At 33.7% G+C, this 25,188-nt stretch carries 30 protein-coding genes; 12 read left to right on the forward strand and 18 right to left on the reverse strand.

Annotation, left to right across the window (positions count from 1 at the left end):
• Positions 1-4: 4 nt before the first annotated feature.
• The 3 genes from HUW50_RS04455 to mnhG are packed head-to-tail and all read left to right on the forward strand — an operon-like array spanning position 5 to position 1,105.
• On the forward strand, positions 5-481 hold the full coding sequence (locus tag HUW50_RS04455; RefSeq protein WP_066330310.1) for a Na+/H+ antiporter subunit E: 477 nt from the start codon (positions 5-7) through the stop codon (positions 479-481).
• Positions 481-765: a Na(+)/H(+) antiporter subunit F1 gene (locus HUW50_RS04460; protein WP_066330311.1), complete on the forward strand. Its 285-nt coding sequence runs from the start codon at positions 481-483 to the stop codon at positions 763-765. Before HUW50_RS04455 ends, HUW50_RS04460 begins: the two co-directional genes overlap by 1 nt.
• Positions 749-1,105: a monovalent cation/H(+) antiporter subunit G gene (gene mnhG / locus HUW50_RS04465; protein WP_066330312.1), complete on the forward strand. Its 357-nt coding sequence runs from the start codon at positions 749-751 to the stop codon at positions 1,103-1,105. The genes HUW50_RS04460 and mnhG overlap by 17 nt, the downstream gene beginning before the upstream one ends.
• A gap of 60 nt (positions 1,106-1,165) precedes the next feature.
• On the opposite strand, the gene HUW50_RS04470 is transcribed toward mnhG, so the two are convergent.
• The 9 genes from HUW50_RS04470 to HUW50_RS04510 all read right to left on the reverse strand — a co-directional run bounded on the left by HUW50_RS04470 (position 1,166) and on the right by HUW50_RS04510 (position 8,746).
• Positions 1,166-1,558 carry a hotdog fold thioesterase gene (locus HUW50_RS04470; protein WP_066330313.1) on the reverse strand — a complete coding sequence of 131 codons (393 nt, stop codon included), beginning with the start codon at positions 1,556-1,558 and terminating at the stop codon, positions 1,166-1,168.
• Between the two features lie 446 nt (positions 1,559-2,004).
• The gene (locus HUW50_RS04475; protein ID WP_185653731.1) at positions 2,005-3,015 is read right to left on the reverse strand and encodes an HAAS signaling domain-containing protein; all 1,011 of its coding nucleotides are present in this window, start codon (positions 3,013-3,015) and stop codon (positions 2,005-2,007) included.
• Positions 3,002-3,349: a PadR family transcriptional regulator gene (locus tag HUW50_RS04480; protein ID WP_066330315.1), complete on the reverse strand. Its 348-nt coding sequence runs from the start codon at positions 3,347-3,349 to the stop codon at positions 3,002-3,004. Before HUW50_RS04480 ends, HUW50_RS04475 begins: the two co-directional genes overlap by 14 nt.
• Positions 3,350-3,640: 291 nt before the next feature.
• Complete coding sequence (locus HUW50_RS04485; RefSeq protein WP_066330316.1) at positions 3,641-4,291, reverse strand: response regulator transcription factor; 651 nt, start codon at positions 4,289-4,291, stop codon at positions 3,641-3,643.
• Between the two features lie 117 nt (positions 4,292-4,408).
• Positions 4,409-6,715 (reverse strand): histidine kinase, encoded by a 2,307-nt coding sequence (locus HUW50_RS04490; RefSeq protein WP_066330317.1) that lies wholly within the window; start codon positions 6,713-6,715, stop codon positions 4,409-4,411.
• Between the two features lie 30 nt (positions 6,716-6,745).
• Positions 6,746-6,904 (reverse strand): competence pheromone ComX, encoded by a 159-nt coding sequence (gene comX, locus HUW50_RS04495; protein WP_083964559.1) that lies wholly within the window; start codon positions 6,902-6,904, stop codon positions 6,746-6,748.
• A 15-nt stretch (positions 6,905-6,919) separates the two neighbouring features.
• The gene (locus HUW50_RS04500; RefSeq protein ID WP_083964560.1) at positions 6,920-7,843 is read right to left on the reverse strand and encodes a polyprenyl synthetase family protein; all 924 of its coding nucleotides are present in this window, start codon (positions 7,841-7,843) and stop codon (positions 6,920-6,922) included.
• A 166-nt stretch (positions 7,844-8,009) separates the two neighbouring features.
• Positions 8,010-8,150 (reverse strand): degradation enzyme regulation protein DegQ, encoded by a 141-nt coding sequence (degQ, locus tag HUW50_RS04505; RefSeq protein WP_066330318.1) that lies wholly within the window; start codon positions 8,148-8,150, stop codon positions 8,010-8,012.
• Positions 8,151-8,521: 371 nt separating this feature from the next.
• Positions 8,522-8,746, reverse strand: coding sequence for a hypothetical protein (locus HUW50_RS04510; protein WP_066330319.1), 225 nt, complete (start codon positions 8,744-8,746; stop codon positions 8,522-8,524).
• A gap of 265 nt (positions 8,747-9,011) precedes the next feature.
• On the opposite strand from HUW50_RS04510, the gene HUW50_RS04515 reads away from it, so the two are divergent.
• Both HUW50_RS04515 and hpaB read left to right on the forward strand, forming a co-directional pair.
• Complete coding sequence (locus tag HUW50_RS04515) at positions 9,012-9,704, forward strand: TerC family protein (protein WP_066330320.1); 693 nt, start codon at positions 9,012-9,014, stop codon at positions 9,702-9,704.
• Between the two features lie 765 nt (positions 9,705-10,469).
• On the forward strand, positions 10,470-11,924 hold the full coding sequence (gene hpaB / locus HUW50_RS04520) for a 4-hydroxyphenylacetate 3-monooxygenase, oxygenase component (RefSeq protein ID WP_157094354.1): 1,455 nt from the start codon (positions 10,470-10,472) through the stop codon (positions 11,922-11,924).
• 42 nt (positions 11,925-11,966) lie between these two features.
• On the opposite strand, the gene HUW50_RS04525 is transcribed toward hpaB, so the two are convergent.
• The 7 genes from HUW50_RS04525 to HUW50_RS04555 all read right to left on the reverse strand — a co-directional run bounded on the left by HUW50_RS04525 (position 11,967) and on the right by HUW50_RS04555 (position 18,487).
• Positions 11,967-12,215, reverse strand: a complete 249-nt coding sequence (locus tag HUW50_RS04525) for a YueH family protein (RefSeq protein ID WP_066330321.1) — start codon at positions 12,213-12,215, stop codon at positions 11,967-11,969.
• A 159-nt stretch (positions 12,216-12,374) separates the two neighbouring features.
• The gene (locus HUW50_RS04530; RefSeq protein WP_066330322.1) at positions 12,375-12,596 is read right to left on the reverse strand and encodes a spore germination protein; all 222 of its coding nucleotides are present in this window, start codon (positions 12,594-12,596) and stop codon (positions 12,375-12,377) included.
• A gap of 111 nt (positions 12,597-12,707) precedes the next feature.
• Positions 12,708-13,823: an AI-2E family transporter gene (locus tag HUW50_RS04535; protein ID WP_066330323.1), complete on the reverse strand. Its 1,116-nt coding sequence runs from the start codon at positions 13,821-13,823 to the stop codon at positions 12,708-12,710.
• A 322-nt stretch (positions 13,824-14,145) separates the two neighbouring features.
• Entirely contained in the window at positions 14,146-14,826 is a 681-nt protein-coding gene (locus HUW50_RS04540; protein WP_066330324.1) for a zinc metallopeptidase, read from the reverse strand.
• 602 nt (positions 14,827-15,428) lie between these two features.
• Positions 15,429-15,959 (reverse strand): HD domain-containing protein, encoded by a 531-nt coding sequence (locus tag HUW50_RS04545; protein ID WP_066330325.1) that lies wholly within the window; start codon positions 15,957-15,959, stop codon positions 15,429-15,431.
• Positions 15,960-16,187: 228 nt separating this feature from the next.
• Entirely contained in the window at positions 16,188-17,459 is a 1,272-nt protein-coding gene (locus HUW50_RS04550) for a sensor histidine kinase (protein WP_066330326.1), read from the reverse strand.
• A 275-nt stretch (positions 17,460-17,734) separates the two neighbouring features.
• Entirely contained in the window at positions 17,735-18,487 is a 753-nt protein-coding gene (locus HUW50_RS04555; RefSeq protein WP_066330327.1) for a (S)-benzoin forming benzil reductase, read from the reverse strand.
• A 183-nt stretch (positions 18,488-18,670) separates the two neighbouring features.
• Between HUW50_RS04555 and HUW50_RS04560 the strand changes: the two genes are divergently transcribed.
• The 5 genes from HUW50_RS04560 (at position 18,671) to HUW50_RS04580 (ending at position 22,756) form a co-directional block, all read left to right on the forward strand.
• Positions 18,671-19,906: a sporulation transcriptional activator AdeR gene (locus tag HUW50_RS04560; RefSeq protein ID WP_066330328.1), complete on the forward strand. Its 1,236-nt coding sequence runs from the start codon at positions 18,671-18,673 to the stop codon at positions 19,904-19,906.
• A gap of 555 nt (positions 19,907-20,461) precedes the next feature.
• A complete protein-coding gene (gene ald / locus HUW50_RS04565; protein WP_066330329.1) occupies positions 20,462-21,595 on the forward strand; it encodes an alanine dehydrogenase in 1,134 nt (377 codons plus the stop codon).
• Between the two features lie 97 nt (positions 21,596-21,692).
• Positions 21,693-21,938, forward strand: a complete 246-nt coding sequence (locus HUW50_RS04570; RefSeq protein WP_066330330.1) for a DUF2164 domain-containing protein — start codon at positions 21,693-21,695, stop codon at positions 21,936-21,938.
• A 45-nt stretch (positions 21,939-21,983) separates the two neighbouring features.
• Positions 21,984-22,166 (forward strand): YjfB family protein, encoded by a 183-nt coding sequence (locus HUW50_RS04575; RefSeq protein WP_232329008.1) that lies wholly within the window; start codon positions 21,984-21,986, stop codon positions 22,164-22,166.
• Positions 22,167-22,309: 143 nt separating this feature from the next.
• Positions 22,310-22,756 carry a YndM family protein gene (locus tag HUW50_RS04580; protein ID WP_066330332.1) on the forward strand — a complete coding sequence of 149 codons (447 nt, stop codon included), beginning with the start codon at positions 22,310-22,312 and terminating at the stop codon, positions 22,754-22,756.
• Between the two features lie 97 nt (positions 22,757-22,853).
• Here HUW50_RS04580 and HUW50_RS04585 read toward each other — a convergent pair whose 3' ends face one another.
• Positions 22,854-23,453: a sulfite oxidase-like oxidoreductase gene (locus HUW50_RS04585; protein WP_066330372.1), complete on the reverse strand. Its 600-nt coding sequence runs from the start codon at positions 23,451-23,453 to the stop codon at positions 22,854-22,856.
• 110 nt (positions 23,454-23,563) lie between these two features.
• On the opposite strand from HUW50_RS04585, the gene HUW50_RS04590 reads away from it, so the two are divergent.
• Positions 23,564-24,151, forward strand: a complete 588-nt coding sequence (locus tag HUW50_RS04590) for a biotin transporter BioY (protein ID WP_066330333.1) — start codon at positions 23,564-23,566, stop codon at positions 24,149-24,151.
• A gap of 71 nt (positions 24,152-24,222) precedes the next feature.
• On the opposite strand, the gene HUW50_RS04595 is transcribed toward HUW50_RS04590, so the two are convergent.
• Positions 24,223-24,774, reverse strand: a complete 552-nt coding sequence (locus HUW50_RS04595) for a DUF6241 domain-containing protein (protein ID WP_066330334.1) — start codon at positions 24,772-24,774, stop codon at positions 24,223-24,225.
• A gap of 183 nt (positions 24,775-24,957) precedes the next feature.
• On the opposite strand from HUW50_RS04595, the gene HUW50_RS04600 reads away from it, so the two are divergent.
• A complete protein-coding gene (locus HUW50_RS04600) occupies positions 24,958-25,110 on the forward strand; it encodes a hypothetical protein (RefSeq protein ID WP_157094355.1) in 153 nt (50 codons plus the stop codon).
• Positions 25,111-25,188: the final 78 nt, after the last annotated feature.

The following is a 25,188-nucleotide window of genomic DNA, read 5'->3' on the forward strand; positions in this document are numbered from 1 at the left end:
GAATATGGCATTTCAAATCTTACTTAACTTTTTTCTAGCGTTTATATGGATGTTTCTATCTAATGATTATTCATCGTTGGCATTTTTTAAAGGTTATTTTTTTGGCGGGCTCATAATGTTTGCACTTAGAAGGTTCTTTGATCATCGCTTCTATTTAATTAACGTGATTGCTGTCATCAAGCTTTTCTTCATTTTTTGTAGTGAGCTTATAAAAGCAAATATTGCGGTACTAAAAGTAATATTATCTCCAAGACTTTCGATGCGACCAGGTATTTTTGCATTAGAAACTGAACTTGAAAAGGATTGGGAAATCACAATTCTCTCTAATTTAATTACCTTAACGCCAGGTACTCTCGTATTAGAAGTATCTGAAGACAATAAAACACTTTATATCCATGCAATGGATATTGATGATGTTGAGCAAGCACGACTAGATATTAAGAATACATTTGAAAAAGCTATCAAGGAGGTAAGCCGTTAATGTTTAAAATTGTCATAGGCCTCTCATTGCTCATTGTTGCGATTTCAACCTTGCTATTTGTATATCGCCTTGTAAAGGGGCCTTCTACACCTGACAGAGTTATTGCACTTGATGCAATCGGAATAAACTTAATTGCAATAACGGCGATCATCTCTATTGCTATTAATTCCAATGCTTTTGTTGAGATTATTCTATTACTAGGAATTCTAGCCTTCATTGGGACGGTTGCCTTTTCTAAATGGCTGGAGAAAGGAGAAATCATCGAAAATGATAGAGATCAGTAAATTCATTGTAGGTTTTCTCATTCTCCTTGGTGCATTATTTAGTTTAATTGCAGCAATTGGTGTTGTAAGGTTACCTGATACATATACTCGTAACCATGCTGCATCTAAGAGTGCGACCTTAGGGGTTATAAGTATTCTTTTAGGATTATTTATGTATTATTTACTTATTGATCATCATGCTAATGCACGAATCCTTTTAGGTATCATATTCGTATTTTTAACCTCTCCTGTTGCTGGTCATCTCATTATGAGAGCAGCATATAATAGTGGAGTTCCTTTATGGGAAAAAAGTGTTCAAGATGATTTAAAAAAGGCCAGAAAAGTTGAAAAAAGTAGGTGAGCGCTTTGCTCATCTACTTTTTTCTTACTAGTATTTAGTAAAAGGAAATCAGACTTTGAGTTAATTCTTCTTTTTTAACACCGCCATCGTACAACGTGATATACAAATTAGTTCATTCTCTTCATCAACTATTTTAATTTCCCATACCATGGTTGTTTTTCCGCGATGCACAGGTTTAGCATGGGCAGTTACAGTTCCCGATTTTTTCCCGCGGATATGATTGGCGTTTATCTCCAAACCAACACATGTTTCTGTCTCATGATCAACCAAATAGTATGCACCTATGCTTGCAGCAGTTTCTGCTAATGCAACAGATGCCCCTCCATGCAATAACCCAAATGGCTGATGTGTCCGATGGTCCACAGGCATTGTCGCGACTACACCATCATTTGAAACTGATGTAACAGTAATACCTAAAGCCTCCATTAATGTATTTTTCACATTATAATCCATTTTATATCCCCTCATATCTTTCAAAATGAAATGATTTTTTATGTAGAACACATGGCGAGTATAGCATAAATAGACATATTTACGTTTAAACAATATCTTATCTTCTTAAGACCGCTACGGCGAAAACAAAATATACACATAAGAATAATAAAGTAGGTAAAACAGCCATAATGTCCATTATAACCTCCCATCAACTGTAAACGCTTTCTATATCGACAAGGATATAAATAACATCTTAAAGGATGAACATCATGGCTATGTTGAGACTATGTTTAGTTTTTGTAAATTAGTATAGTAAAATTAGATTCTATTGAGAGGTCATTTGTAACAAATCCTTACTTTCTTATCCTCTATTAAAACAAACGCTATCATGTTATTAGATAGCGCATCCTGATTTGAAAAGAAATGAAATGATATTTAATCATAATATCTAAGTTTCAGGGGATTCATTTTGTATCCCCTTTATGAATATTTGCTTTTCGAAAGCCCTGGTATGAGTCTATTGCTGCAAATAAAACGAATGTAAAAACAGCTACCCAAAAAATCCATTCTTTCACTTCATTTGTAGTAGTAAATAGGTCGTTCATATAAGCAATGAATGATACTTTAAATAAATCGGGATTGCTAAAGATGGTAATAAATACAACTGAAGATACGAAATGGAAGACGGTGTTAAGAAATGCTACTTTTTTTGTCCATTGTCCTGTTATCCATTTATAAATGCTTGAACCAAGTTCCAATCCAATAACAAGTACCACTAGTGGCCAATAAGAATGCAATATCGCTTGATTAAATGTTGGAGTTATAAACTCTAGACCTTCTTGACCTTTTTCATACACACCAATAAGATTAGCTGCGTTAAAATAAATAGTTGCCCAGATTGCTGTCCAAAGTAAGCCGCCAAAAACTTCAAACTTCGAAATAGCCTTTTCCATAGGGACATATGAAATATTCTTCAAGTCTTCTGGTGACCATTCTTTAAAACTAGATGTTAATGGAATTTGTTTTTTTGCATGATCTGTTCTTTCTAAAATTGAAAATAGCAATGTGAGCCAGAAAAAGACCTGAATAGCTGTACTCAAAATTCTCCAAATTCCTTCTCCGATTATGGAGAGAATAACATTTAATACCGCATTATCACTAGAATATGAGACTATATTATCAGCTATTAACGATATAAACGAAATTGCTAAAGCAATTGGCAAAATCATTTTCAATAAACTTATATATATATCATAATAACGCGGTCCAATTAGATGCATCGGTCGATCCCGGTAACCACTTGCAAGTATGGCAGGATTTCCAAGTTTTGAAAGGGCAGACTTAACATCTTGTTCCGTAAAATTATCTGGCAGCATATCCTCAATTGTTGAATGAAGCTCAAGTGCAATGTCCTCACGACCTTTTTCTGGGAGCCTCCGAGTTACTTCATGAATATAAAGCTCAATCAGATTCATTATTTTCCTCTCCTTTTAATAAAATGGAAAGCTCTTGGGACGTTTTTTCCCATTCTTTCTTCAATTGCTGAAATATTTCAATACCATATTCGCTTAACACATAATATCGACGCGGCCTGCTTTCAGTTGTATCCCAACTACTTGTTACTAACTCCTGTTTTTCCAAGCGGCGTAGCAAAGGATACAACGTGCTCTGTTCAATCGAAATTCCACATTGCTCTAATAATTGGACAAGCGAATATCCATATTGTGGTGTACGCAACTGACTTAAGACAGCTAATGTCAATGTCCCTCTTCGCAACTCCGTCGTTAGTGTATTTAGTAAATTACTCATTCATCCACCTCTTCTGTTTCATACTATGCGTCATACACTATATTTTATACTATGCATCATACACTATTATAGTTCCAATAACAATTATCGATTTGTATTATTATTTAATTTTCACTGTTAATTTACTAACTAATCTAAGAAAAAGAACGTAAAATTAGGCATTAATATACGTTTTAAATACTAATCGTAATTTCTATTTTATTTTCGCAAAAGAAAAAACCACCTGAGAATTCAAGTGGTTTCCTTCCAACATATTATAAGAAGTCGTCATAGTATCAACTGCTAAGCTTGTTATTCAATAATTCCTTCTGCCTTTGCAATTAAAACTGCCTCAGTACGTGTACTTACATTTAATTTATTAAAAATTGACGTCAGGCTATATTCAATTGATCTTTTACTTAAGTGAAGATTGTCAGCAATTTCCTGATTGGTTAAACCTTTTTCAACTTCTTGTAAAATCGCCTTTTCACGGTCATTAAAAACATTATTAATTGAATGTGTCTCCACAACCTTTGATTGTTTATGAAAAAGCATCTTCTTGAAATATTGGTATGGTACAATAATATCACCGTTTATTGAATGGCGTATAAATGATAACAGTCTTTCCTTAGACTCAGTCTTACTAATCGCACCATGGATGCCAATAGCAATGGCCTCCTCGAAATAATCCGCCACATCATATCCAGTGTAAAGAATAACTTTACATGAATGTTCCATATTTAAGATTGTTTTTGAAAGCTGTATCCCATTTATTTCCCCCAGGTTTAAATCCATAAGAATAGCATCAAATGGGGTAAAATCAATTTTTTCAAAAGCTTCCTCCGTATAAGGAGGATTTAAACAAGTTACTTGAACCCCTGGTTCTGCTTCAAGAATAGCTTTTGTACCTTCTCTTACTGCCGGATGATCATCGATGACTAAAATATTAACCTTTTCCTTCATTTTCTTCACCCTTTAAAAAGTCCTTAAAGATCTTCAATAGATTAATGGTCAATAGTTGGGTTTAAATGCCCATTAATAATGGGCTAAAAAGACTTGGCAATTGCCAAGTCCCATTCACTATATCTCAACATCTATTTTCAATCCATTGCCTTTTGAAGTTTCGATATTGATTGAGCCCTTTAAAGCTTTCACACGCTCACTTATTCCGGATAACCCCATACTTTCAGTTTTATCATACATATGATTATACTCAAAGCCTAATCCATTGTCTTCATAATGAAGTACAATTTTTTCCTTTATACATACAAGAATAATCAATACATGTGATGCTTTTGAGTGTTTATTTGCATTAGTTAATAATTCTTGAACAATGCGATAAAGATTTAGCTGAGTATCAATATCAAGGTTCAATGTAAAGTTGCCTGTATTTAACCTTATATCAAAATCAACAATCTCCTCGTATTGCATAACAAGCTTGTTTAGAGCCTTAACTAACCCTAAATCATATAACAATTGCGGGCGCAACTCTTGACAAGTTTCCCGTGTTGTTTTGATAATTTTTGTCATGTTGGTATTCATATCATGAAGTTTATTTATTAAATCAGTTGATTCAACATCTACTTCAGATAATGCAAGTTCACACTGTCTTTTTAAAGAAACTAAGTCCTGCAGAACTGAATCATGCAAATCCTTCGCAAGGTTTGAACGTTGCTTTTCTTCTATCGAAAACAACAGTTTTGTAAGCCATGCTGGGTTTTGCCCCTCTGTTTCAACCTTTTGAAGATGCTGCATTAACTCATCTATTTTCAAGAAGTTTTCTAAGGAAACATTTGTGTAGAACGATAGAGTTTTTAGCCAAGAGATTTCATCTCGAGTTAGTCTAGGTGTATTTAAAGTGGACAGACAAAGTAATATATAGTTTTTGCCTTCCGTTTCACCAATATTTATCACAAAGCCCCTATCAACTTCAATGATGTTTCCTATTTCGTATGAAACATCTTTTACTTCCTTAATATATGGACTATAGTCAGACTCTTTAGCATGTAAGTCAATAGAAGTAAGATGTTTTTCTCGATTAACTTCAATAAAATATGCTTTGCTTACGAGTAAAACATCCACAATAACTAACTTTAGTTCTGAAACTACTTGATCTAAGTTACTTGCTTTTCGAATACTTTGTGTATACTTAAAGATACTATCTTGGTAATTATATTTTTCTGAAAATCTTTTTAATCTAAATCTGAAATCAAAGATTTCTTTTCCGTAGAAAACTAAAAGTAAAGTTATATAAAATAATATTGATAATCTTATTGAATAGAATTTCATATTGCTGTCTTTTAGTAATATAGCAATACATACTAATGCAAAAGTAGGTAAAATAGCTAATAAGGCATAATATCTTATTCTACCTAAAATAAATTCAATGTCATAAATTTTTGTAGCTAAGAATTGATACACCAAAGAAAATGGTATTAGAAGTACAAATGCTGTTAGTACAGTTGGAGGAAATATTTGCACTCTAAAAATTACATATGGTAGTGCATATAATAATAAAAATGGTGCAAACGCAACTATGTTCGTGGTAATAATTACTTTAACTAAATATTCTTGCTCTGAGTACCTGACCCTTTTTAATCCAAATAATTTCAAAAGAAATGTTAAAATAAATAAGATTAGGAAAGAGCATAAATTTAGAGACTTGGCTATATTATAGGTCGAATTATATTGCTCTGAAGCCATTCTCATAAATTCAAAACAAACATTAAATATTACAAGCATATACCCAAAATAAACAAAGTATATTGAATAGAGTTTCTTTCCTAATTCCATAAAATATTGGTAAATGAAGTGCATATATAGAACAGGTACAGATAAAAACATTAATAGATTTATATATCGACTGTTTAAATCTCCGCGGGAAGAACCACCTGCACTAATGTAAGCTAGCGATATTGTTAACAGAAATAGATTTAATATATGTGCAGATGTTAACTTTAATCTTTTATTGGAATTATAGATAAAGAAACTACAAAATACACATAGTAAAAAAAGAGTATTAGGAATTACATTCAGAAAAAAGCTTTGATAATTTATTATCTCATCAGATACTGAATATTTGTATTCCTTGCTCCCCTTTATTACCTTTAATGAATTTATTTTTTCTAATGCCCCAAACTTTACTAACGGATCATGTTCCTGAGGGTCCTTGTCATTTATTTCAGTTATTATATCTCCAGGTTCTAATCCTGCTTTTTCAGCCCAGCCTTTAGGTTCCATTAAAGTAATTTCAAATTGCCCTTTACTATTTTCTTTCGCCATTGCACCTAAATATGGATATAGTATATTTATACAAGTCATATACACTACCAAAACTGAGCTAATAGCAATGACTAGGTAATAAAACCTGTTATTAATTTTAAACATAAAAACACCTTTCTAAGTTTAAGCTATAAATCAGTACCAATATAAATTTACTAGTTTTTCACTCGATAGAATACCCTCAATAACTCCTAAAACATCATCCAAATCCACACCTAATAAACTAGCTTGTCCATTTACAACCTTCTCTAATACGTCTGGATTTTCAATTAAAAAGTTTACGATTTCTTGCATGATTAGCTCTCCTTATTAGTTGGTTTTCTTATTTATGATCAAATGAGATTTTATATTCTCAATATGATATGAATCTATTTTTAATTCTTCTATTATTCTTGTTGCACGATTTATGGCAATTTGCTTAATAACATTTAAGTATTGAGCAACTCCAGAATCTATAAGTTTTTGCTTATAGTTTACAATATTGCCAAATTCCTCATTAAAATCCTTACCACTTGCAAAAAAACGCAACACATCAAGGGCATGTTCATTATAGCCTTTTTGTAAATAGATCATTGCTAGTGATCTTTTTTGTGTTGATATATCATTTTTCAGGGGATTGAATAAATCTCTGAAATCGTTATCAGACTGTGCGGCAATGCCAATTTGATACGAATATTCTTCAACTTCGGGAAAATCCGCATTGGCTAGCAGCATACCACTTACTGATGCTAATGCAATAAGAGAGCCAGATTTACGCTTCATCACATTTAAACATTCCTCTTCTGTGCTTATCAAGTTTTGCAAATCATCGTGTTGACCCTCCATTGCTTGAATGGAGTATTTAAAAAAAGCATGTAGAATTTGATGTTTAAACGGAGAGGATAGTGTTAAAACAGCTTGTTGACTTATTGTGTAAAGCGTTGTTGCAGCGTTTAAAGCAATAGAAGGATCTATTTGCATCCAAGGCTCCTTCACATTATCTAAGTCTTCAAGATCATCAAATATGTCAAATGATAAAATTAGAAGTTCGATTGCTGCTGCAAGTTGAAGAATTTCTAGGTCTTTTCCACTAAATGCTTCATGATGAACAATGGCTAATTGACCAAAATTCAAAATTTTTTTCCCATTTACAAAGGACAGTAATAATTTTTGTAGCTCTGTATTCTTGGTTTGTATGGCAATTGTCTGCATCATTTGCTTTTTCAAAGATTGAATGACTACTTCTTCTATCACAATCCCCCCTCTGGCTTTATCTTACTATACATCTGGGATTTTGAGTAGTAAAAATAGTATAAAATACCTCCTACCTCATTACATTTTTACCTATTTATTTAATAAATGTCAATATATAACACAAAAAAAACTTGGCACACTGCCAAGTTTTTAATGGATTACTTAATTAAGAGACGTTTAAAAATGCATATTTATCATACTTATCTATACTTTTATTTATACTGTGTAGTGATTCCTTTGTTTCCTTTATCTCTTGTTCCAATTTTAGTAACAATTTCGTCATTTCTTCAATTTTTTGCTGATCCATCGTTTCACGCTCCTTATATGTTGGTAAGCGAATGCGCATGGCCAACGTACATACACAAAATCATTTGCTTTCTCTACTTAAAATTCTAATCTAAATGAGTATTATTTTCACCGAAAATAATACGTAATACTCAAATGCGCGATACCGCAACATAAACGCAATAGTCCAAAATATATATTTTAAATACATCTTTATACCTGATTTACTTTGTATTTATATGTCTTACTGTTTTCTACTTTAATTTCCCTTTAGATTATACGATTACTTTTAGGAATAAAGTGGGGTATATACGCAAATTTATGTAAAAAAACAAATGGTTGACTACATTAGCTTTCAATTGGAAAGCAAGTAAGTCAACCATTTACCTTTTCTTATACAGTTAAAATATTATGTTCAAATATATTCTGCGCTCTTAGAATGGCTAATTCAATTAATTCCGCTTTTCTTTCATTTGGTCCCTGATACTCTAAGGTGTAGTCTTCAATTCCAGTTTTTGAAAACAAGCATTCCATCTTTACTTTGCAATTGTCTTTTATAACCGAAAAAACCGCAACCATCTTATCATCCAACACAAAAAACGTTGGTTGCCCTCCCATAGAGATAAAGACCTCCTTTTATTGCTCTTTTACATAAAAAAGAACAATTGAGTAGTATGTTGAGTACATTACTACTTTCGACAGAAGGGGTTTATTTCCTTTTTTATCTTTAGAATTATTAAAATTTCTCAAAATAATAAACCTGTACTTTTATTTCCTTTTATTGTGCACAAAAATCATATTCATAAACCATAACTTTGTGTTAAATCTTTACTTGGATATTTTTCATCATTCGATTAAAAATAGTACAAGTGGGGTGAAAAACATGGATCTATTTTCGATGGATTTTTTTACTGCACTTCTGTCAATCGTTGTCATTGACTTAGTTCTAGCTGGTGACAATGCAATTGTCATTGGGATGGCCGCCAGAAACCTTCCTAAAGATCAGCAAAAGAAAGTCATTCTTTTAGGGACGGTAGGGGCTATTGTCATTAGAGCACTCGCAACTATGATAGTAGTTTATTTATTAAAAATCCCTGGACTGCTTCTTATTGGAGGGATTATATTATTATGGATTGCGTATAAATTAATGACCGAAGAAGAAACACATGAGGTTAAATCTGGATATAGTTTCTGGGCAGCTATACGAACAATCATCATAGCTGATGCTGCGATGGGCCTTGACAATGTTTTAGCAGTAGCTGGTGCTGCACACGGTAGCTTTTTATTGGTTATTTTAGGCTTACTTATTTCCATTCCAATCGTTGTTTGGGGAAGTACAGTCATTCTGAAATTTATGGAGAAATACCCAATCATTATCTTAATTGGTGCAGCAGTAGTGGCTTGGACAGCAACGAAAATGATTGCGAAAGAACCCTTAGTGAAAAATATTTTTGCTGATGTGTGGGTACAGTATGCATTTGAGTTTATTGTCGTTGCTGTATTAATCAGTATTGGATATCTAAAAATAAAGCGTGGAAAAGAAACAAACCATGAAAAAGAAAAAAGTGCTAGTTAACCTTAAGGTTTAACTAGCCCCCCACTTTAAATATATTGACATAATAAAAGTTGACTTTTTAGAATCCTCACAAGAAGAAAGGAAACGATTAGTTGAAAGATATCAGCCACTTCAAATAGAATTACTTGCATGCTATTGATTGAGCAAAGATGTTAATGCAAGAAACTGATGTAAGTGCTTAAATATAATGTGAAAAGTAAAATAAGTGAAGGTAAAAGTGTATCCCTTATCCAATTTCTGTTTTCTTTATTTTAACAGAAATCGCATGAGTAATTAACTATTTTTTCTAATATATGAGGAAAAAGCGATTTATAAAAGACGGAAGTTGTGTGTTTGCTATAGGTATTTAGATCTATAAACGAAGATGTGATACATCCTAATATCTTTACAAATGTTTTATTAAATTAATTGTTAGTTTCATCCAACCAAAAAAAGATAACCATAATGGTACACTTAATAATGTTGCCCAAATCATTCCTTTAAAAAAGTTTTCTTCGTGCATACAACTCACACCTCTCAAAATTAGATCTTAACCTTTATTTTTTCCTCGGTGCAGGTATTTAAACATTTAGAAAGCGTTTACAACTATTTATTTCTTTTCCCTATTATCTTTATTCATTATTAAGAAGCTTAATTCCTTTGAAAAACGTTCATCAATTTCTTACATAGTTTTCATGAATGCACTTTCCTTCTTCATATGAAATTTCACCTTATCTGTTTAAAGCGCATATAGTGTTACAAATTAGTTGGTTAGGAGTGAAGAGAGTGCCTGCCATTAGTGGAAAAGAATACCTAGATCGTATGGATCAATTAAAGCCAAATGTGTGGATGAAAGGTAAACAAATACAAGGGAAATTATCAGAGCATCCAGCGTATAAAGGGGCTATGTTAACAAAGGCATCACTTTACGATACACAAGTTCATCCAGATTTTATCGAGAAAATGACGTATAGTTCCCCTAGAACTAATGAACGGGTAGGTATTTCCTTCCTACAACCTAAATCAAAGGAAGACCTAGAAGCTCGTAGACATATGATAAATATCTGGGCGACAAAAACTGCAGGAATGATGGGGCGAACCCCCGACTATTTGAATACTGTTTTAATGACTTTGGCTGCTTCAGCGAGTATTCTAGATGACCAAGATGAAGAATTTAGTAAAAATCTTACAAACCTTTATGAAACAGCACGAGATCATGATCTATCTTTTACCCATAGCTTTATTAATCCTCAAGTCGATCGTTCTTCAGACTATACCGAGTTGTCTACTCAACCAATTGCAACCAAAATTGTTGAGAAAAATTCAAATGGAATTGTTATAAAAGGAGCAAGACTTTTGGCAACTCAAGGTGGAATAACTGATGAAGTACTAGTCTTGCCATCTAGTTCAAAGGTTACAGATAATGAATATGCCTTTTCCTTTTCAATTCCTACGGATACTGATGGCCTTAAGTTTATTTGTCGTGAATCCTATTATCAAGGGTCTTCTTTTTTTAATTATCCACTCTCATCTCGTTTTCATGAGATGGATACAATGATTATTTTTGATAATGTTTTGGTTCCTTGGGACCGTGTGTTCTTTTATCATCGTCAAGATATTGCACATCAGCTTTTTTTAAGAAGTAGTTTTACACCACTTACACTACATCAAGTTATTATCAGACAAATAACAAAAACAGAGTTCATTCTTGGTCTGGCGCAGAAGATGGTGACAACTTTAAATCTATCAGAATACCAACATATTCAAGGAAAAATAAGTGAAATCATCATTGGATTAGAAACGATGAAAGCGTTGTTAGATCAAGCTGAACTGCATGCTAATGAAGATGAATGGGGTACAATGGTGCCGAATACCAATTCCTTATATATATCAGTAACAATGTTTTCAAAGCTCTATCCGCGCATGATTGAAATTTTACAACTAATTGGTGCAGGTGGATTAGTCGCCATACCGACAGAGGAAGATTTTCATTCTCCCTTAGTCAAAGATATAGAGAAGTATTGTCAAGGAGCTGCCTGTAATGCAGACACAAAGACGAAAATTTTTAGGCTTGCTTGGGATTTAACAATGAGTGCATTTGGAACCCGCCAAACGCAGTATGAACGTTACTTCTTTGGTGACCCTGTTAAACTAACGTCAAATTTATACAATGGCTATCCAAGACATGAGTATATGAATCTGGTTGAAGATTTTTTAGAGATAAATAAAGAGGCTCACTAATTTAGAGCCTCTTTATGAGGATTAAATTGAATTAAACTACTTTTACATTTCTCCAACCCAATGAATCATTTTGTCCGCCAATTCTTCCGCAGTTTCATTCTCGACTCTTTTTGACAACGAATCTAAAAGTCGAGCTTTAAGAACATCTCGTTCTTCCACATATTGAACTGTAGTAGACCACTCTACTTCAGGTATTGCGATCATACTAAACTCCAGCTTTTTATTTTCATATATATATACATTTGTTATAAGATTTTTACCATTATGTACATTTGCTTTTCTTATTTTCATTTAATCTCTTCCTCTCTGTTCTAACTGCTTTTATTATAGTAGAAGTATTGTTTTTTTTCAGTGATTCGTTTCTTAATAAGCGAAAAAACTGATTTTAGGGACAACTAGGAATTTTTATTAAAATCCTACTTTTACCTATTATCAGTCTTAAACTATTAGTTATTTATTTATAGTCATTGATTGATCAAATAGATCTAGATCACTAAAATTCGTTATATTAAATAAGTTATGTGTTTCGATAAAATCACCTGTGTTGGCTGCACCTGAACCAACCGATGTTTTATTTGCACTTTTTGGTGATAAACTAAATGTATCCCCCACTTTAAAGATTGCACTATCTCCAATCGAATTTAATTTAACTGGTCCGACAAACGCAGGCATATTCCTCCTCCTTTTCATTAGCTACCAAAGTAATGTCCAAACTAACTATCATTATTGAATGTTAAAAGGAACATACTGCTATTATATGGTTAAAAGGAGGAAGAGTTCTGCCTAGATATTAACTTTTTCTATCTTAAGCTCGGCTTTATATTTCTTCCTTAATTTAATAAGCCTTACAATATTTAACGTCACCGCTTTTAAAACTGCATATGTTGGTACAGCCAAGATCATGCCCAGGACCCCACCAAAACTACCTGCCCCAATTAATAGTAAAATGATCGTTAAAGGGTGTGTATTTAATCGTTTTCCGATGATTAGTGGGGACAAGAAATTCCCATCAATTTGTTGAACTACTGTAACAACAATTGCAGCTAGTAACGCCTTTGTGGGTGAATCAAGTAAAGCAATAATCACTGCAGGTGCAGCACCTATAAACGGTCCAATATAAGGAATGATATTCGCAACCGCTACAACGATTCCAAGAACTAATGCATATTCAAGTCCGATAATTGTATAACCTATGAAACAGCCTACCCCTACTGCTAGTGACACAATTAACTGACCTTGTATATATGCTGCAAGTGTTTCATACAAATCTTGAAATATCTTTAACGCTTCATTACGATATGAAGTAGGTACAAAATTCACTGCTGTTGAAGGTAGCTTGTGTCCGTCTTTTAACATATAGAATAAAATAAACGGCACTGTAATAATCGTTAATGTAATATTTGTCACTACGCCTAAAACTGTTGAAAAGCTTGAGGTAATGTTTTCAGGCAAGCTAGTTGCATAACCAGTTAGTGTTTCTTCTATTTGTTCAAATGATACATATTGTTGTTCCATCACCCATTTAAACCACGATGTTTGCGACATATTTAAGATAAATTCACTAAACTCATCCACATATCTTGGGAAATTTGTAATTAAGTCTGTTAGCTGTTCAGATAAAATTGGCCCGATAAAGGCAACAAGTGCCGAAATAACACCGATAAACACAAGATAGGGTATTAAAATAGCTAATGTTCTTGGTACCTTGCCTTTTTCAAGTAGCTTTACTAAAGGAGCGAAAATAAAAAATAAAATTCCCGCAATAAGAATCGGAAAAAATAAAGTTGAAGCAAATACAATGATTGGCTCAAATAAAAAGGAAACCTTTGTACCGACATAAACAATTAATAACAACAATAAAATCTGTAATGTCCAAAAATGGGTCTTCGTTTTAAACACAGTTCTTCCTCCTGTTTCGTAACAACCTCTTTTTCTATATCTCTTTTATGTAGTATAGACAGAATTACTCATATATAGGCTTTAAAGAGCTTATAATGGTTTTCCTCACCTTTGCTTATGTATACGGATGGTTAGTAGAAATGGTTTCAAATAGTAGAAAAATACTTATTATCTATTACAAATGTACAATATTTAACTACAGTTTTCCAATATGTTCTATCTTCTAAAGATAATTACTTTATCTATAATGAAAAAAACGCAAGGAATTGATTCCTTGCGTTTTTTTGTGTTCTATAAACATAAAGTTATTCAACTAATTTAATTAATCCTCATCACTTTGCATTCCAAAAAACATTAACACAAAACGTAGTAGCTCTGCTACTGCTACAACAGTCGCTGCGACATAGGTTAATGCTGCTGCATTTAAAACTTTTCTAGCTCCACCTTCTTCATCATTTCTGATTAAGCCAGAACCAACCATTGCATTTAATGCTCTTGAGCTAGCATTGAATTCAACTGGAAGTGTAACAACCTGAAACAGGACTGCAGCAGCCATTGCTATGATTCCAAGTAGCAATAAGTTTGCTGATGAAAGAATGATACCGATAAAAATTAAAATGAACGAAAAGTTAGAGCCAATATTGGCTACTGGTACTAAAGCATGTCTAATATTTAATGGTGCATAATTTTGAGAATGTTGTAAAGAGTGACCAACCTCATGAATCGCTACAGAAATCGAGGCAATTGAAGTACCATGATAGTTATCACTTGATAGCCTAACGACTTTCGATCTTGGATCATAGTGATCCGATAATCTTCCTCGCACTTCCTCAACCTTAACATTGTAAAGACCATTTTCATCTAAAATCTTGCGGGCTGCCTGAGCACCTGTTAAACCAGATGAAGCTCCTCTTTTCAGATATTTAGAATATGTCTTTTTTAAGTATACTTGAATTAATATCGGACCCACCATTATTAGGATGAAATAAAAAATAATCCCCATAAAACCAAACTCCTTTCGCTTATTCATTTATTTATATACTTTTAATTAGGCTGACTCGCCATACTTTGTTGCTATTTACCAAGTAGTGCAGCGTGGTTGATTTTCGCTCCAATCAAACATAAACAGTTTTCGTTTTAAAAGCAACAATCTCTTAGAAAAGAGACTTAAATAACAAATACATTTTCCTTTTAATAAAAAAATACAGCTGTTTCGTTATAATCTTAGCTTTTAAAAGCTGTACAGTCAAACGTTACAGTTTGAAATTCCTCGTCCATTATAAGTTTAGACATAAAATGTTCCAATATTGTTTTATTGTAAATCCATATTACGAAATAGGAAAAACAGGCTACTTCAATGTAAAATAGCCTGTTCCTTCTTAGATGTATAAGGTTATATATAAATACGATTTATGTAATAAAGGGAAGGGACATAAACCCGCTTAAACCAATTCTTATGTCTAGCTAAACACGTTCATAGACGGGCTTATTTATATTGTTAGTTTCTCCTACATTATCGTGTTGAGCTTGAAGTAAACTCAGGTGTCCTATAAATTAATACTAATAGTGGTGATTTGGCTTAGGGGGGTTCATTTCCTTTATTGCTTAGACTGTTTTACGATATTCAGTTATAAGGCGTTCAATTTCTTGATCCAGCCTCTCAATTTTCTTGATCGCATCTTCTCGGCTAATTTTGCGATAATGGTGTTTACCTAGAGGCTCTTCATCCATTTCGTCAGCCATACGGACGATTTGTTGAAGCGAGGTTTTCTTCATCGAGTTTTCTGGTAAATATGAATCTGTATGAAGCAATATAGCTAACGCAATTTCCTTTGCATATTGGCGATCCTCACCAAGGCGAATTAACAGTTTATGCGCACGCTCAGCGCCCTTAATCGCATGAATATCATTTTTCACATATTCCTCATAATCCCATTCCCCATTTGTATACCATTCGTAATGGCCTATATCATGAAGCAAACCTGCCTTAGCTGCTATGTCCGGATTTACATCATGCTTAATGGCGAGCTGCACAGCATATCCGGCAACTCTAATCGCATGTAAAACACCTGAACGATTTAAATACTTTTGTGCAATTGGATGGTTAAATACATCCATGATCATCACTCGTCGCATGGTAATCCTCCTTTGTTTTAAATATTCAGAATAATGTAACATATTTTGATAACCTCTTCAACCAAAAGGTTAGTTTTTCTTACAAATTTATTTATTTAATAAAAGTATCTTATTATATATATATGTGAAAAAGGAAAGATTGGAACAATTTTATTAAATAGAAAGGATTATTATGCTATTAGACTAACTTAGGTAACGAAAAAGGAAGCTACCATATGGTAGCTTCCTTCAAGATTTAACCGGTATTTTCACACTAAAGGTTGTGGTATTTTTATTGGAATGAACATTAATTGCTCCTCCATATCTGTCTACTACTTGTTTGACAATACTCAGTCCGTCACCTCTTGGAACCCCACGTCTTTCTTCCTTTGTTGAGAAACCGGCTTTGAAAATTTTGTCTACTATTTCTTTCGGAATCTTTGGTCCTATGTTTTCAACTTTAAACAAGTACATAGTAGAAACGGATTTTGCTTCAATGCTAATAAACCGCTCTGATTCTGGTAGCAGTAATGTTGCATCAAAAGCATTATCGATAAGATTTGATAAAATTTTAATTAAATCGATTGATTTTATTTTTTGAAAAGTATGGTCATCTACTAGTAAATGCATATCCACCTTATCATTTTGAGCTCGTACCCACTTAGATTGTAACAAAATATACAGAACTGGATTAGTTATTTTCAGTGGTAGTTCCATTGATTCTACTTCACTAGTTAAAGATTTCACATACTCATATGCACGGTCTTCTCGTTTAAGCTTTAATAATCCTTGAATGACTTGAATATGATTGATAAAATCATGGCGAATCGATCTCATTGTCTGTAGCATTGATTGAAATTCACCTTGATAGGTTTCTTCTGTATCTCCAACTTGTGTTGTAACTTCCCTACGTAACCACACTTGAAAAATCACAAAAATACTAAATGAAAAAAGAACAAACAACCCGCTGAAGATAAAAAACGGAAAGCTGTTTTTTAATACTTCATCTGTTATTTTATCCACGGTTGCAACACTTTCATTTATTACAAGTGATCCAATGCTTTCCCCTTTATTACCTACAATAGGCACACCAGATGACACGTATGTTCCAACTGAATCATCCTCAATCCTTGTAAAGAATGGTTGATTTTCTTTATATTCACTCTTAATTTCATTAGTAAGTATGCAGCAATCTCCACTAATGGTTACCGAATCATCTGTTGGAAATCCATCTACAATTATCCTTGGTTGATTTTTATCATCAGCCTTAAGAATATAAGCAAATGTTGCACCTGTATCCCTTATTGCTTTTCCAAGCTCATCTTCAAGCTTACGAAGCTTAGCAGTTGAATCTTGGTCTTGTAAATATGCTTCATATGTATTTATATCGAAATGATTCAATACAGCTTGAGCTGTTGATATTCCTTGATTTGCGATCGTTAATTCAATCGTCTTACGTGTATTAAAATAAGTAGCATACAAGTTTAATGAAGATAGTAAAGTGATGATCAAAATTGTCACGGAGATGATGACTGCAAACTTTTTTTGTTTTATTCTGTTAATATTCAGCCACCTCTAAACTATTTACTATATACAATGGAAAATGGCATGTTCCGTCAACTAAATTGTTTAAATTAAAATACAATGGTAATAATAAAAAATTAGTGTTCCTTGCCCATTTCCTTCATATATATTATTGCATCAGTTGACAATTTTTGCGAATCTTTTTTACAATTTTTTATAAATTTTATTAAATTTTGTATCTAAAAGACAACTTTATTTCCTTTACAAAAAGACTAAACAAACTCCTTTATATCATATACTCGACCATTTTCTAAAGAACTTGATAAAAGCTTTACGAGAATATTAGCAACAAAACTTGGTGCTCGTAACATTCCTTTTTGATGATACTCTCTAAACTGATCAATGGAGGAAAAATCTTTCTTTTCAGCAGCGCGTATCACCCCTTGCATTTCTGTATCCATAATGCCAGGGGAAAATGCTATCGCCATCACTTTATTCTCACGCTCACCTTGTTCTAAACCTATTGTATTTGTAAACATGTTTAAACCTGCTTTCGTACTACAATATGCACTCCACCCGGCAATAGGTCGATTTGCAGCACCAGATGTTATATTTACAATGACAACTTCACCGGCAAATTCCTTCGTTTCATTAATAAAATATTCGCTCATGATCATTGGAGCAAGCAAATTAAGCTTTACATTTAGGCTAAGTTCCTCTTCAATCGCATCACCTACATTTTTTATTGGATCTACGATTCCTGCGTTATTGATCAAAGTAATTTTCTTAGCCTTTAAAAGATCTATTTTTGAAAAAATACTTTTTATTTTTGCTTTTAATTGACTTACTTCAGAAAGATCACATTCTTCATAATAAATCGAAGCATGTTTGCCTCTAGCAAACCCTTCAAGAGTTAAATTATTTGTTCTTGATAAATAAAAGATCGTTTTATCCTTATCAAGCAATTCTGTTATAATCGCCTCTCCTAAACCTCGAGATCCACCAGTTATAATATAATAGTCCATTATTATTCCTCTCCTTTTTCACTTGTTCCGTTCAAGCTATATTCAATTGTCATTTTTATCATAGCCTATATTGAAAAGCAAGAATTAGAAACGATAAAATATAATGATAAGAGAACTCTAATTACACCTAGTGTTCTCGGACATAATCCACTTCTCACGTATTATTAAAAAAGTAGGGATATAATGAGTGAATTTTCAAATGATCCATTTAAATATTATCATTTTGAAAGATTAGAAGATGTTGCTGATCGAATAAGTGAAGTATTGCAATGTCCAATTACAATTGAAGATATTAATCATAGGTTACTAGCTTATAGTACGCATGATGAAAGTACAGATCCAGCTAGAATTTCGACGATTATCAGAAGACGCGTTCCTGAAAAAGTCATTAATAGCTTATGGAAGGATGGTACGATCCCAAAATTATTAAGCACAGATGAGCCAATAAGGGTAAGTCAGATTGATGAAGTTGGTTTAGGAAATCGGATTGCCATTTCAATTTGGAAAAATGATGAAGTACTAGGATTTATTTGGGCATTAGAAATAAATAAACACCTTAAAGAGGAAGAACTCATGCTCTTAAAAAAAGCTGCCCAAGCAGTGAAAAATAAACTGTTGAATTTGCAAATACGTAAGACAAAAAAGGCCGAACGAAATCAGGAGTTTTTTTGGAAGCTATTGACAGGCCATATTTCCACTGAAGTTGAAATTAATGAAGGGTTTCAAGAATTGAACTTACATCTGCCTATTCCTTTTTCTATCGTAGTGTTTAAATTCCCTCATAAGTTAAATGAAGCAGCAGAAAGAAAGCTTTCCTATTTATTACAAACAACACAGCAAGTAAATATTGTTCTATATACTGTTGATTTTGATGAACTAATTATCCTGTTATCAGCAAAAAGTGATGCACCTCTCACAGATATAAGACTGTTCACTCTGTTTACGATTCGTCAGCTAAACGAACGTTTTACCTTTACAAATGTAACTGCAAGTATCGGCGGGATATCTACACAACCTCTTTTTATTGAAAAAAGCTATAAGGAAGCATTAGCTGTACTAACAATTAAAAATCGGTTTCCGAGCGAAACACATGAATTACATAGTTTTTCAGAGATGGGTATTTATCAATATTTAGACATTTTATATGAACAACGAAAACAACAAGGATTAATGAACTATTCCTTACAAAAATTAATCGATTATGATAAGCATCACAAGACAAATTTAGTCCAAACACTTGAAATATTTTTAGACAATGACAGCCATGTTCATGATGCATCAAAAGCTTTAAATATTCATGTGAACACACTAAATTACCGCTTAAAAAGAATAACTGAAATATCTGAGCTGAACCTCAAAAGCTTAAATCAAAAAATGACAATCTACTTAGATATAAAGCTTGATCGCATGTCTTTGTGAAATTTCACAAAAGGAAGAAAAATCTTTCTCTTTTTTAAACAAAGATGTTTAGAAGCATTTTCAATATACTTGTTTTATATAAGAAAAGCGCAAGCGCCTTGGTCATCGCCGTACAAACTGGAGGAGCATCGACTGAGATAAAGCGAGACTTCCATTAGGGCCTCATCCTAATGGATAGCGAGACTTATCGGACTTTTACGGGCAGTTAAAGTGGGGCAAAGGAAACACGGTAAGCGAAGCGAACCTATGTTGACTTATCGTAGGGAGATGATCTGAAGTTTGATAGGCGATAGGCGCTGGAGCTAGACACTTAGAAAAGCGCAAGCGCCTTGATCAGCCCCCACAAGCATAAGACGCAAATGAATAGAAGACGTTCTTTGTCTTCGATTCATTTGTGGCTTATGCTCTCGAGGGGCTAGGCGCTGGAGCTGGACACCAAAACTAAGTACAAAAACTTTTACTTTCTAAACAATAACAAAAGCGCTAAAGCTGATGTCTAAGCGCTTATCAAAGTACTATTCATGCAACAAAATGCTTCTAGGGGGATGAGTTTTTATGATTATTGGGGTTCCTACAGAAATTAAAAACAATGAAAATCGTGTAGCATTAACACCTGGTGGCGTGACCCAGCTTGTTGCTTGTGGTCATCGTGTATTAATTGAAAAAGATGCTGGTATAGGAAGCGGCTTTGAAAATGAGGATTACGTCAAAGCAGGTGCAGAATTGGTTGAGGATCCAGCAAAGGTTTGGGCAAATGCTGAAATGGTCATGAAAGTAAAAGAGCCACTGCCATCAGAATACGGCTACTTTCGAAAAGGTCTCATTTTATTTACTTACTTGCATTTAGCTGCTGAACCAGAACTAGCTAAATGCTTAAAGGATAAAGCTGTGACGGCTATTGCTTATGAAACAGTAACAGTGAATCATACACTTCCATTGTTAACACCAATGAGTGAAGTTGCAGGTCGTATGGCTGCTCAAATCGGTGCTCAGTTCCTTGAAAAGCCAAAGGGTGGAAAAGGAATTTTACTTGCTGGTGTACCTGGTGTCAGCCGAGGAAAAGTGACAATTATTGGTGGTGGTGTCGTTGGGACAAATGCTGCAAAAATGGCAATTGGCCTAGGTGCAGATGTAACAATTATTGACTTAAGTGCAGAACGTCTTCGTCAATTAGATGATATTTTTGGAACGCAAATCAAAACATTAATGTCAAACCCAGTAAATATTGCAACAGCTGTGGCAGAAGCAGATTTACTTATTTGCGCAGTACTAATCCCAGGTGCCAAAGCACCAACCTTAGTAACAGAAGAAATGGTGCAGGCAATGAAGCCTGGTTCTGTCATCGTAGACGTTGCCATTGACCAAGGTGGAATTGTTGAAACAGTGGATCATATTACAACACATGACAACCCAACATATGAAAAACACAGAATAATACATTATGCTGTAGCAAATATGCCCGGGGCAGTACCACGGACATCTACAATTGCTCTCACAAACGTAACAGTACCATATGCTCTACAAATTGCCAACAAAGGCGTATATCGTGCAATTAATGACAATGCCGCTTTAAGAGCTGGCGTAAACGTAATCGCTGGACAAGTGACATATGAAGCAGTTGCCAGAGATCTTGGATATTTATACAAAAACTTAGAAGATGTATTAGAAAATGAACAGTTAATGAATTAGAATTGAATGTGACAGATGAGGTTTTAGTCTGTCTCCTTTTGTTTGCTGGAGAGGGACGAGATGCCTTAACTTATGAATACATAAAGGAGATTCTAATATGTATATTAAATTACCAAAAGAAACAAAGGATGGAATAAAAGAAGAAATAATCAGCTTTTTTTACGAAGAAAGAGATGAGGAAATCGGTGAGATTGCAGCAGAAGCATTTCTTGATTTTTGTTTAGAAAAGCTTGGACCTTATTTTTATAATGAGGGCGTACAGGATGCGATTAAAATTATCAATGAACGCAACATGAATGCTGAGGAAGATTTACATTCATTAAAACGAAACGTTTCTCGTTAATTGCTTTACTTTTAACTAACATAATCCGATAGAAGAATTAGGAGGGTGAACACTTTGGATATCGCAGCATTATCAATTAATCTAAACCAGGCTTCTCTCGGACAAAGCGTTGGCATCGCTTTAGCTAAGAAAACAATGGAGGCCGCACAGCAAAATAGTCAAGAAATGCTAAAGATGTTAGAAGCCCCACACCCATCTATAGGTAAATCAATTGATTTAAAAGGCTGATAAGAAGTGACTGTATTGAAAGCTATGTTACATATCCTATTTTCTAACATAGGAGGTGCTTATGCTATTGATTCAGTCTCTTTTTTTAGCATAACCATGTAAACCAACGCACATAATAACTCTCAAAAGGAAGGGTGATTTGTGTGCAACATATTAAGGCGCTTGCTATTAAGACAGTCGCTTCTTTAGTTCTAATATATGTCATTCTAGGAATAGGCTTTAACTACTCCTTTGGGAATATATTAGCTTTAACGTTTCTATTAGGAGTTATTTCTTATATCCTAGGTGATTTGCTATTACTTCCAAGAACGAGCAATCTAACCGCAACAATATCAGATTTTGCACTAGCCATGCTTTTAACATGGTTTTTTCTCTCAAATATAACCGCCAATACTAATAATGTGTTTATGGCTTCATTGTTAACTGCAATTGGTGTTGCCCTATTTGAAAGCTTCTTCCATAGATATATGAGAGCAAATGTTTTACGAGTTGAGGAATCTACTCAAAAAGTGAACAACTTGCGGTATCACACAGAAGCTTCAGAGGAACTAGCTCCTGATAAAAGGAGACTTGAAAGGGATAATGATTAAAGTTATTAATTGCTTCCCACTTCAAAAAACTTTTAGTATAACTTAGTAAGAAGGATTAACAGGTGCTCTTAAATATAGGATCACCTGTTATATTTAGTTAATCAAAACTATACCTCTGTTCCAACCACGGATCACCCTTCATATGATATCCATTCCGTTCCCAAAACCCAGGATGATCGTGTTCTGTAAACTGAATACCTCGAAGCCATTTTGCACTTTTCCAAAAATAAAGATGCGGAAATACCCCTCGAAGCGGGTAACCATGCTCTGGTGTTAACGGTTCATTGTTAAAGGAATGTGCAAGGAGACTTGTTTCTTTTAAAAAATCTTCTACCGGGAGATTGGTTGTCCATCCTTCCTCAGCATGTAAAATGACATAATGGGCATTCTCTTGTATCTTCACGTCCTTTACAATGTCCCTCACTCTTATTCCCTGCCAGCTTGCATCTAGCTTTGACCAACCTGTTACACAGTGAATATCATTGGAAAGGTCCACCTGTGGAAACAGTGTCAGAATATCTTCTAGTGAGTAAAGCTTCGGATGTTGGACTAAACCATATATTTGTAAATTCCATTTCGAAATATCATCATAATAAGGTACATTACCATTATGTAGAACAGGAAATGTTGTTGTAACATTTTGATTAGGTGGTACCCGATCTGATGTAGAGGTGTTTCTTTTTTTGCCAAAATACATAGTAATCATACCTTTCACCTTTTGTTAACTTATATAAAAATAAAGTTGACATAAACTGAGTCCTCGATTATTCTTTCAGTATGGAAATTGTCTTGATAAGGGGGATAATAATGAAAAGAAAGTTAAGTACATATGATCTAACCTTAGTTGGAATGTTTGCTGCTTTAATGGCAGTTGGTGCTAATATTACATCTTGGGCGCCATTTCTTCAAATCGCAAATGTTCCTTTGTCCATGCAGCCCTTTTTCTGTATATTAGCAGGGCTCCTTTTAGGCAGCAGACTTGGCGCATTATCAATGATCATCTATGCATTAATCGGGATTGCTGGAGCACCTGTATTCGCACAATTTAATGGTGGGATAGGTGTTATTTTCAGCAGTACTGGTGGCTTTATTATTTCTTATATTTTTACTGCTTATGCTGTAGGAAAAATCCTAGAATTAAGTAAAGAGAAAAAAAAATTCACATTCTTCACTGCTTCATTTGTTGGAATTATTCTTATCTACATTATCGGTACAACTTATATGTGGTTAGCATTAAACGTTTGGATAAATGCCCCAATGTCATACGGAACAGCCTGGGCTGTAATGGCATGGTTTATCGTAAAAGATGCTGCATTCACCATTTTAGGTGCGCTAATTGCCCCACGAATTTATTTCGCTGTCACAAGAGCAACAAACAAAAGAATTGCTGCCTAATGAGAATTGCGGAAGTTAGACAACTAAATTAAGTCTTATCTCTTAAAAAAGACAGCTATCAGCTGTCTTTTTTACTGGATACTCCCCTTATGATCTTCTAAATACTGCTTCTCTTCTTCAGTAGACAATACTCCTGTTGCCTTTCCTATTGTGCCACCTTGTAAATTCCAAATCGCATTATGATCTTTGTCAGCTTTTGAGAAATCTCCCTCAGCCCAGCGATTAAGTATATCTAAATAGAGATCGCTTTTTTCGTAACGATCACTTTCAACAACTCCAATTAAAAATTGAATTCGATCATTTGTCATTTCGTAATGAAGCCATTTCTCTTCGGCTTCAACCTTTTGGTGTGACATTCCATGCATATAATTTAGCACATCATCCTCTGTCAAAGACGAGCTATTACTACCAAAAGGGTTATCTGTAATCGTTTCTGATGCTGTTGATTCGCTTTTTTGATTGTTTTTAGATTTAGAGGTGCTATCTTCTTTTGAAGCAACAGGTGAGGAAGATACCGCTTTCTGATCAATCATATCAACTACAATAACACCTAAAAACCCTAAACAAATTACACAAACAAGTATACTAGTAAAAATTAGCTTATGTTCTTTTATCCAAGTCACTACATACTCCTCCTAAAAATAGGATAATTCAATGATACAACGAGCTAAACAATGAACACAAGAGTAAGGATTGTCGAAATCCCTCGCAATCATACTATTTTACTATTTTTTCATATTAAATGTATAATTAATACTAGTTTTGTCAATAAAATTAGTAGAGTCCATGAAGAGGGTGTGAAAGCGATGAAAACATTAGTGTTCAAAAAATATTTTTTAGACATAAACAAAAGAGAACAACTTGAGAAAGAAATCATAGAGAAGAATCCTGAATTAGTAGAAATCGTACTAGAATGGGATGATGAGGAGTTACTGGAGAGAATTAATCATAATCGTTAAGAACAAAAGCTCGTTCAGCCCCGACAAGCATAAGACGATTTAGAATAGAAGGCGTTCCTTGCTTTCAATTTTAAATCG

The organism is Metabacillus sp. KUDC1714 (assembly GCF_014217835.1).
GTDB lineage: Bacteria > Bacillota > Bacilli > Bacillales > Bacillaceae > Metabacillus > Metabacillus rhizosphaerae.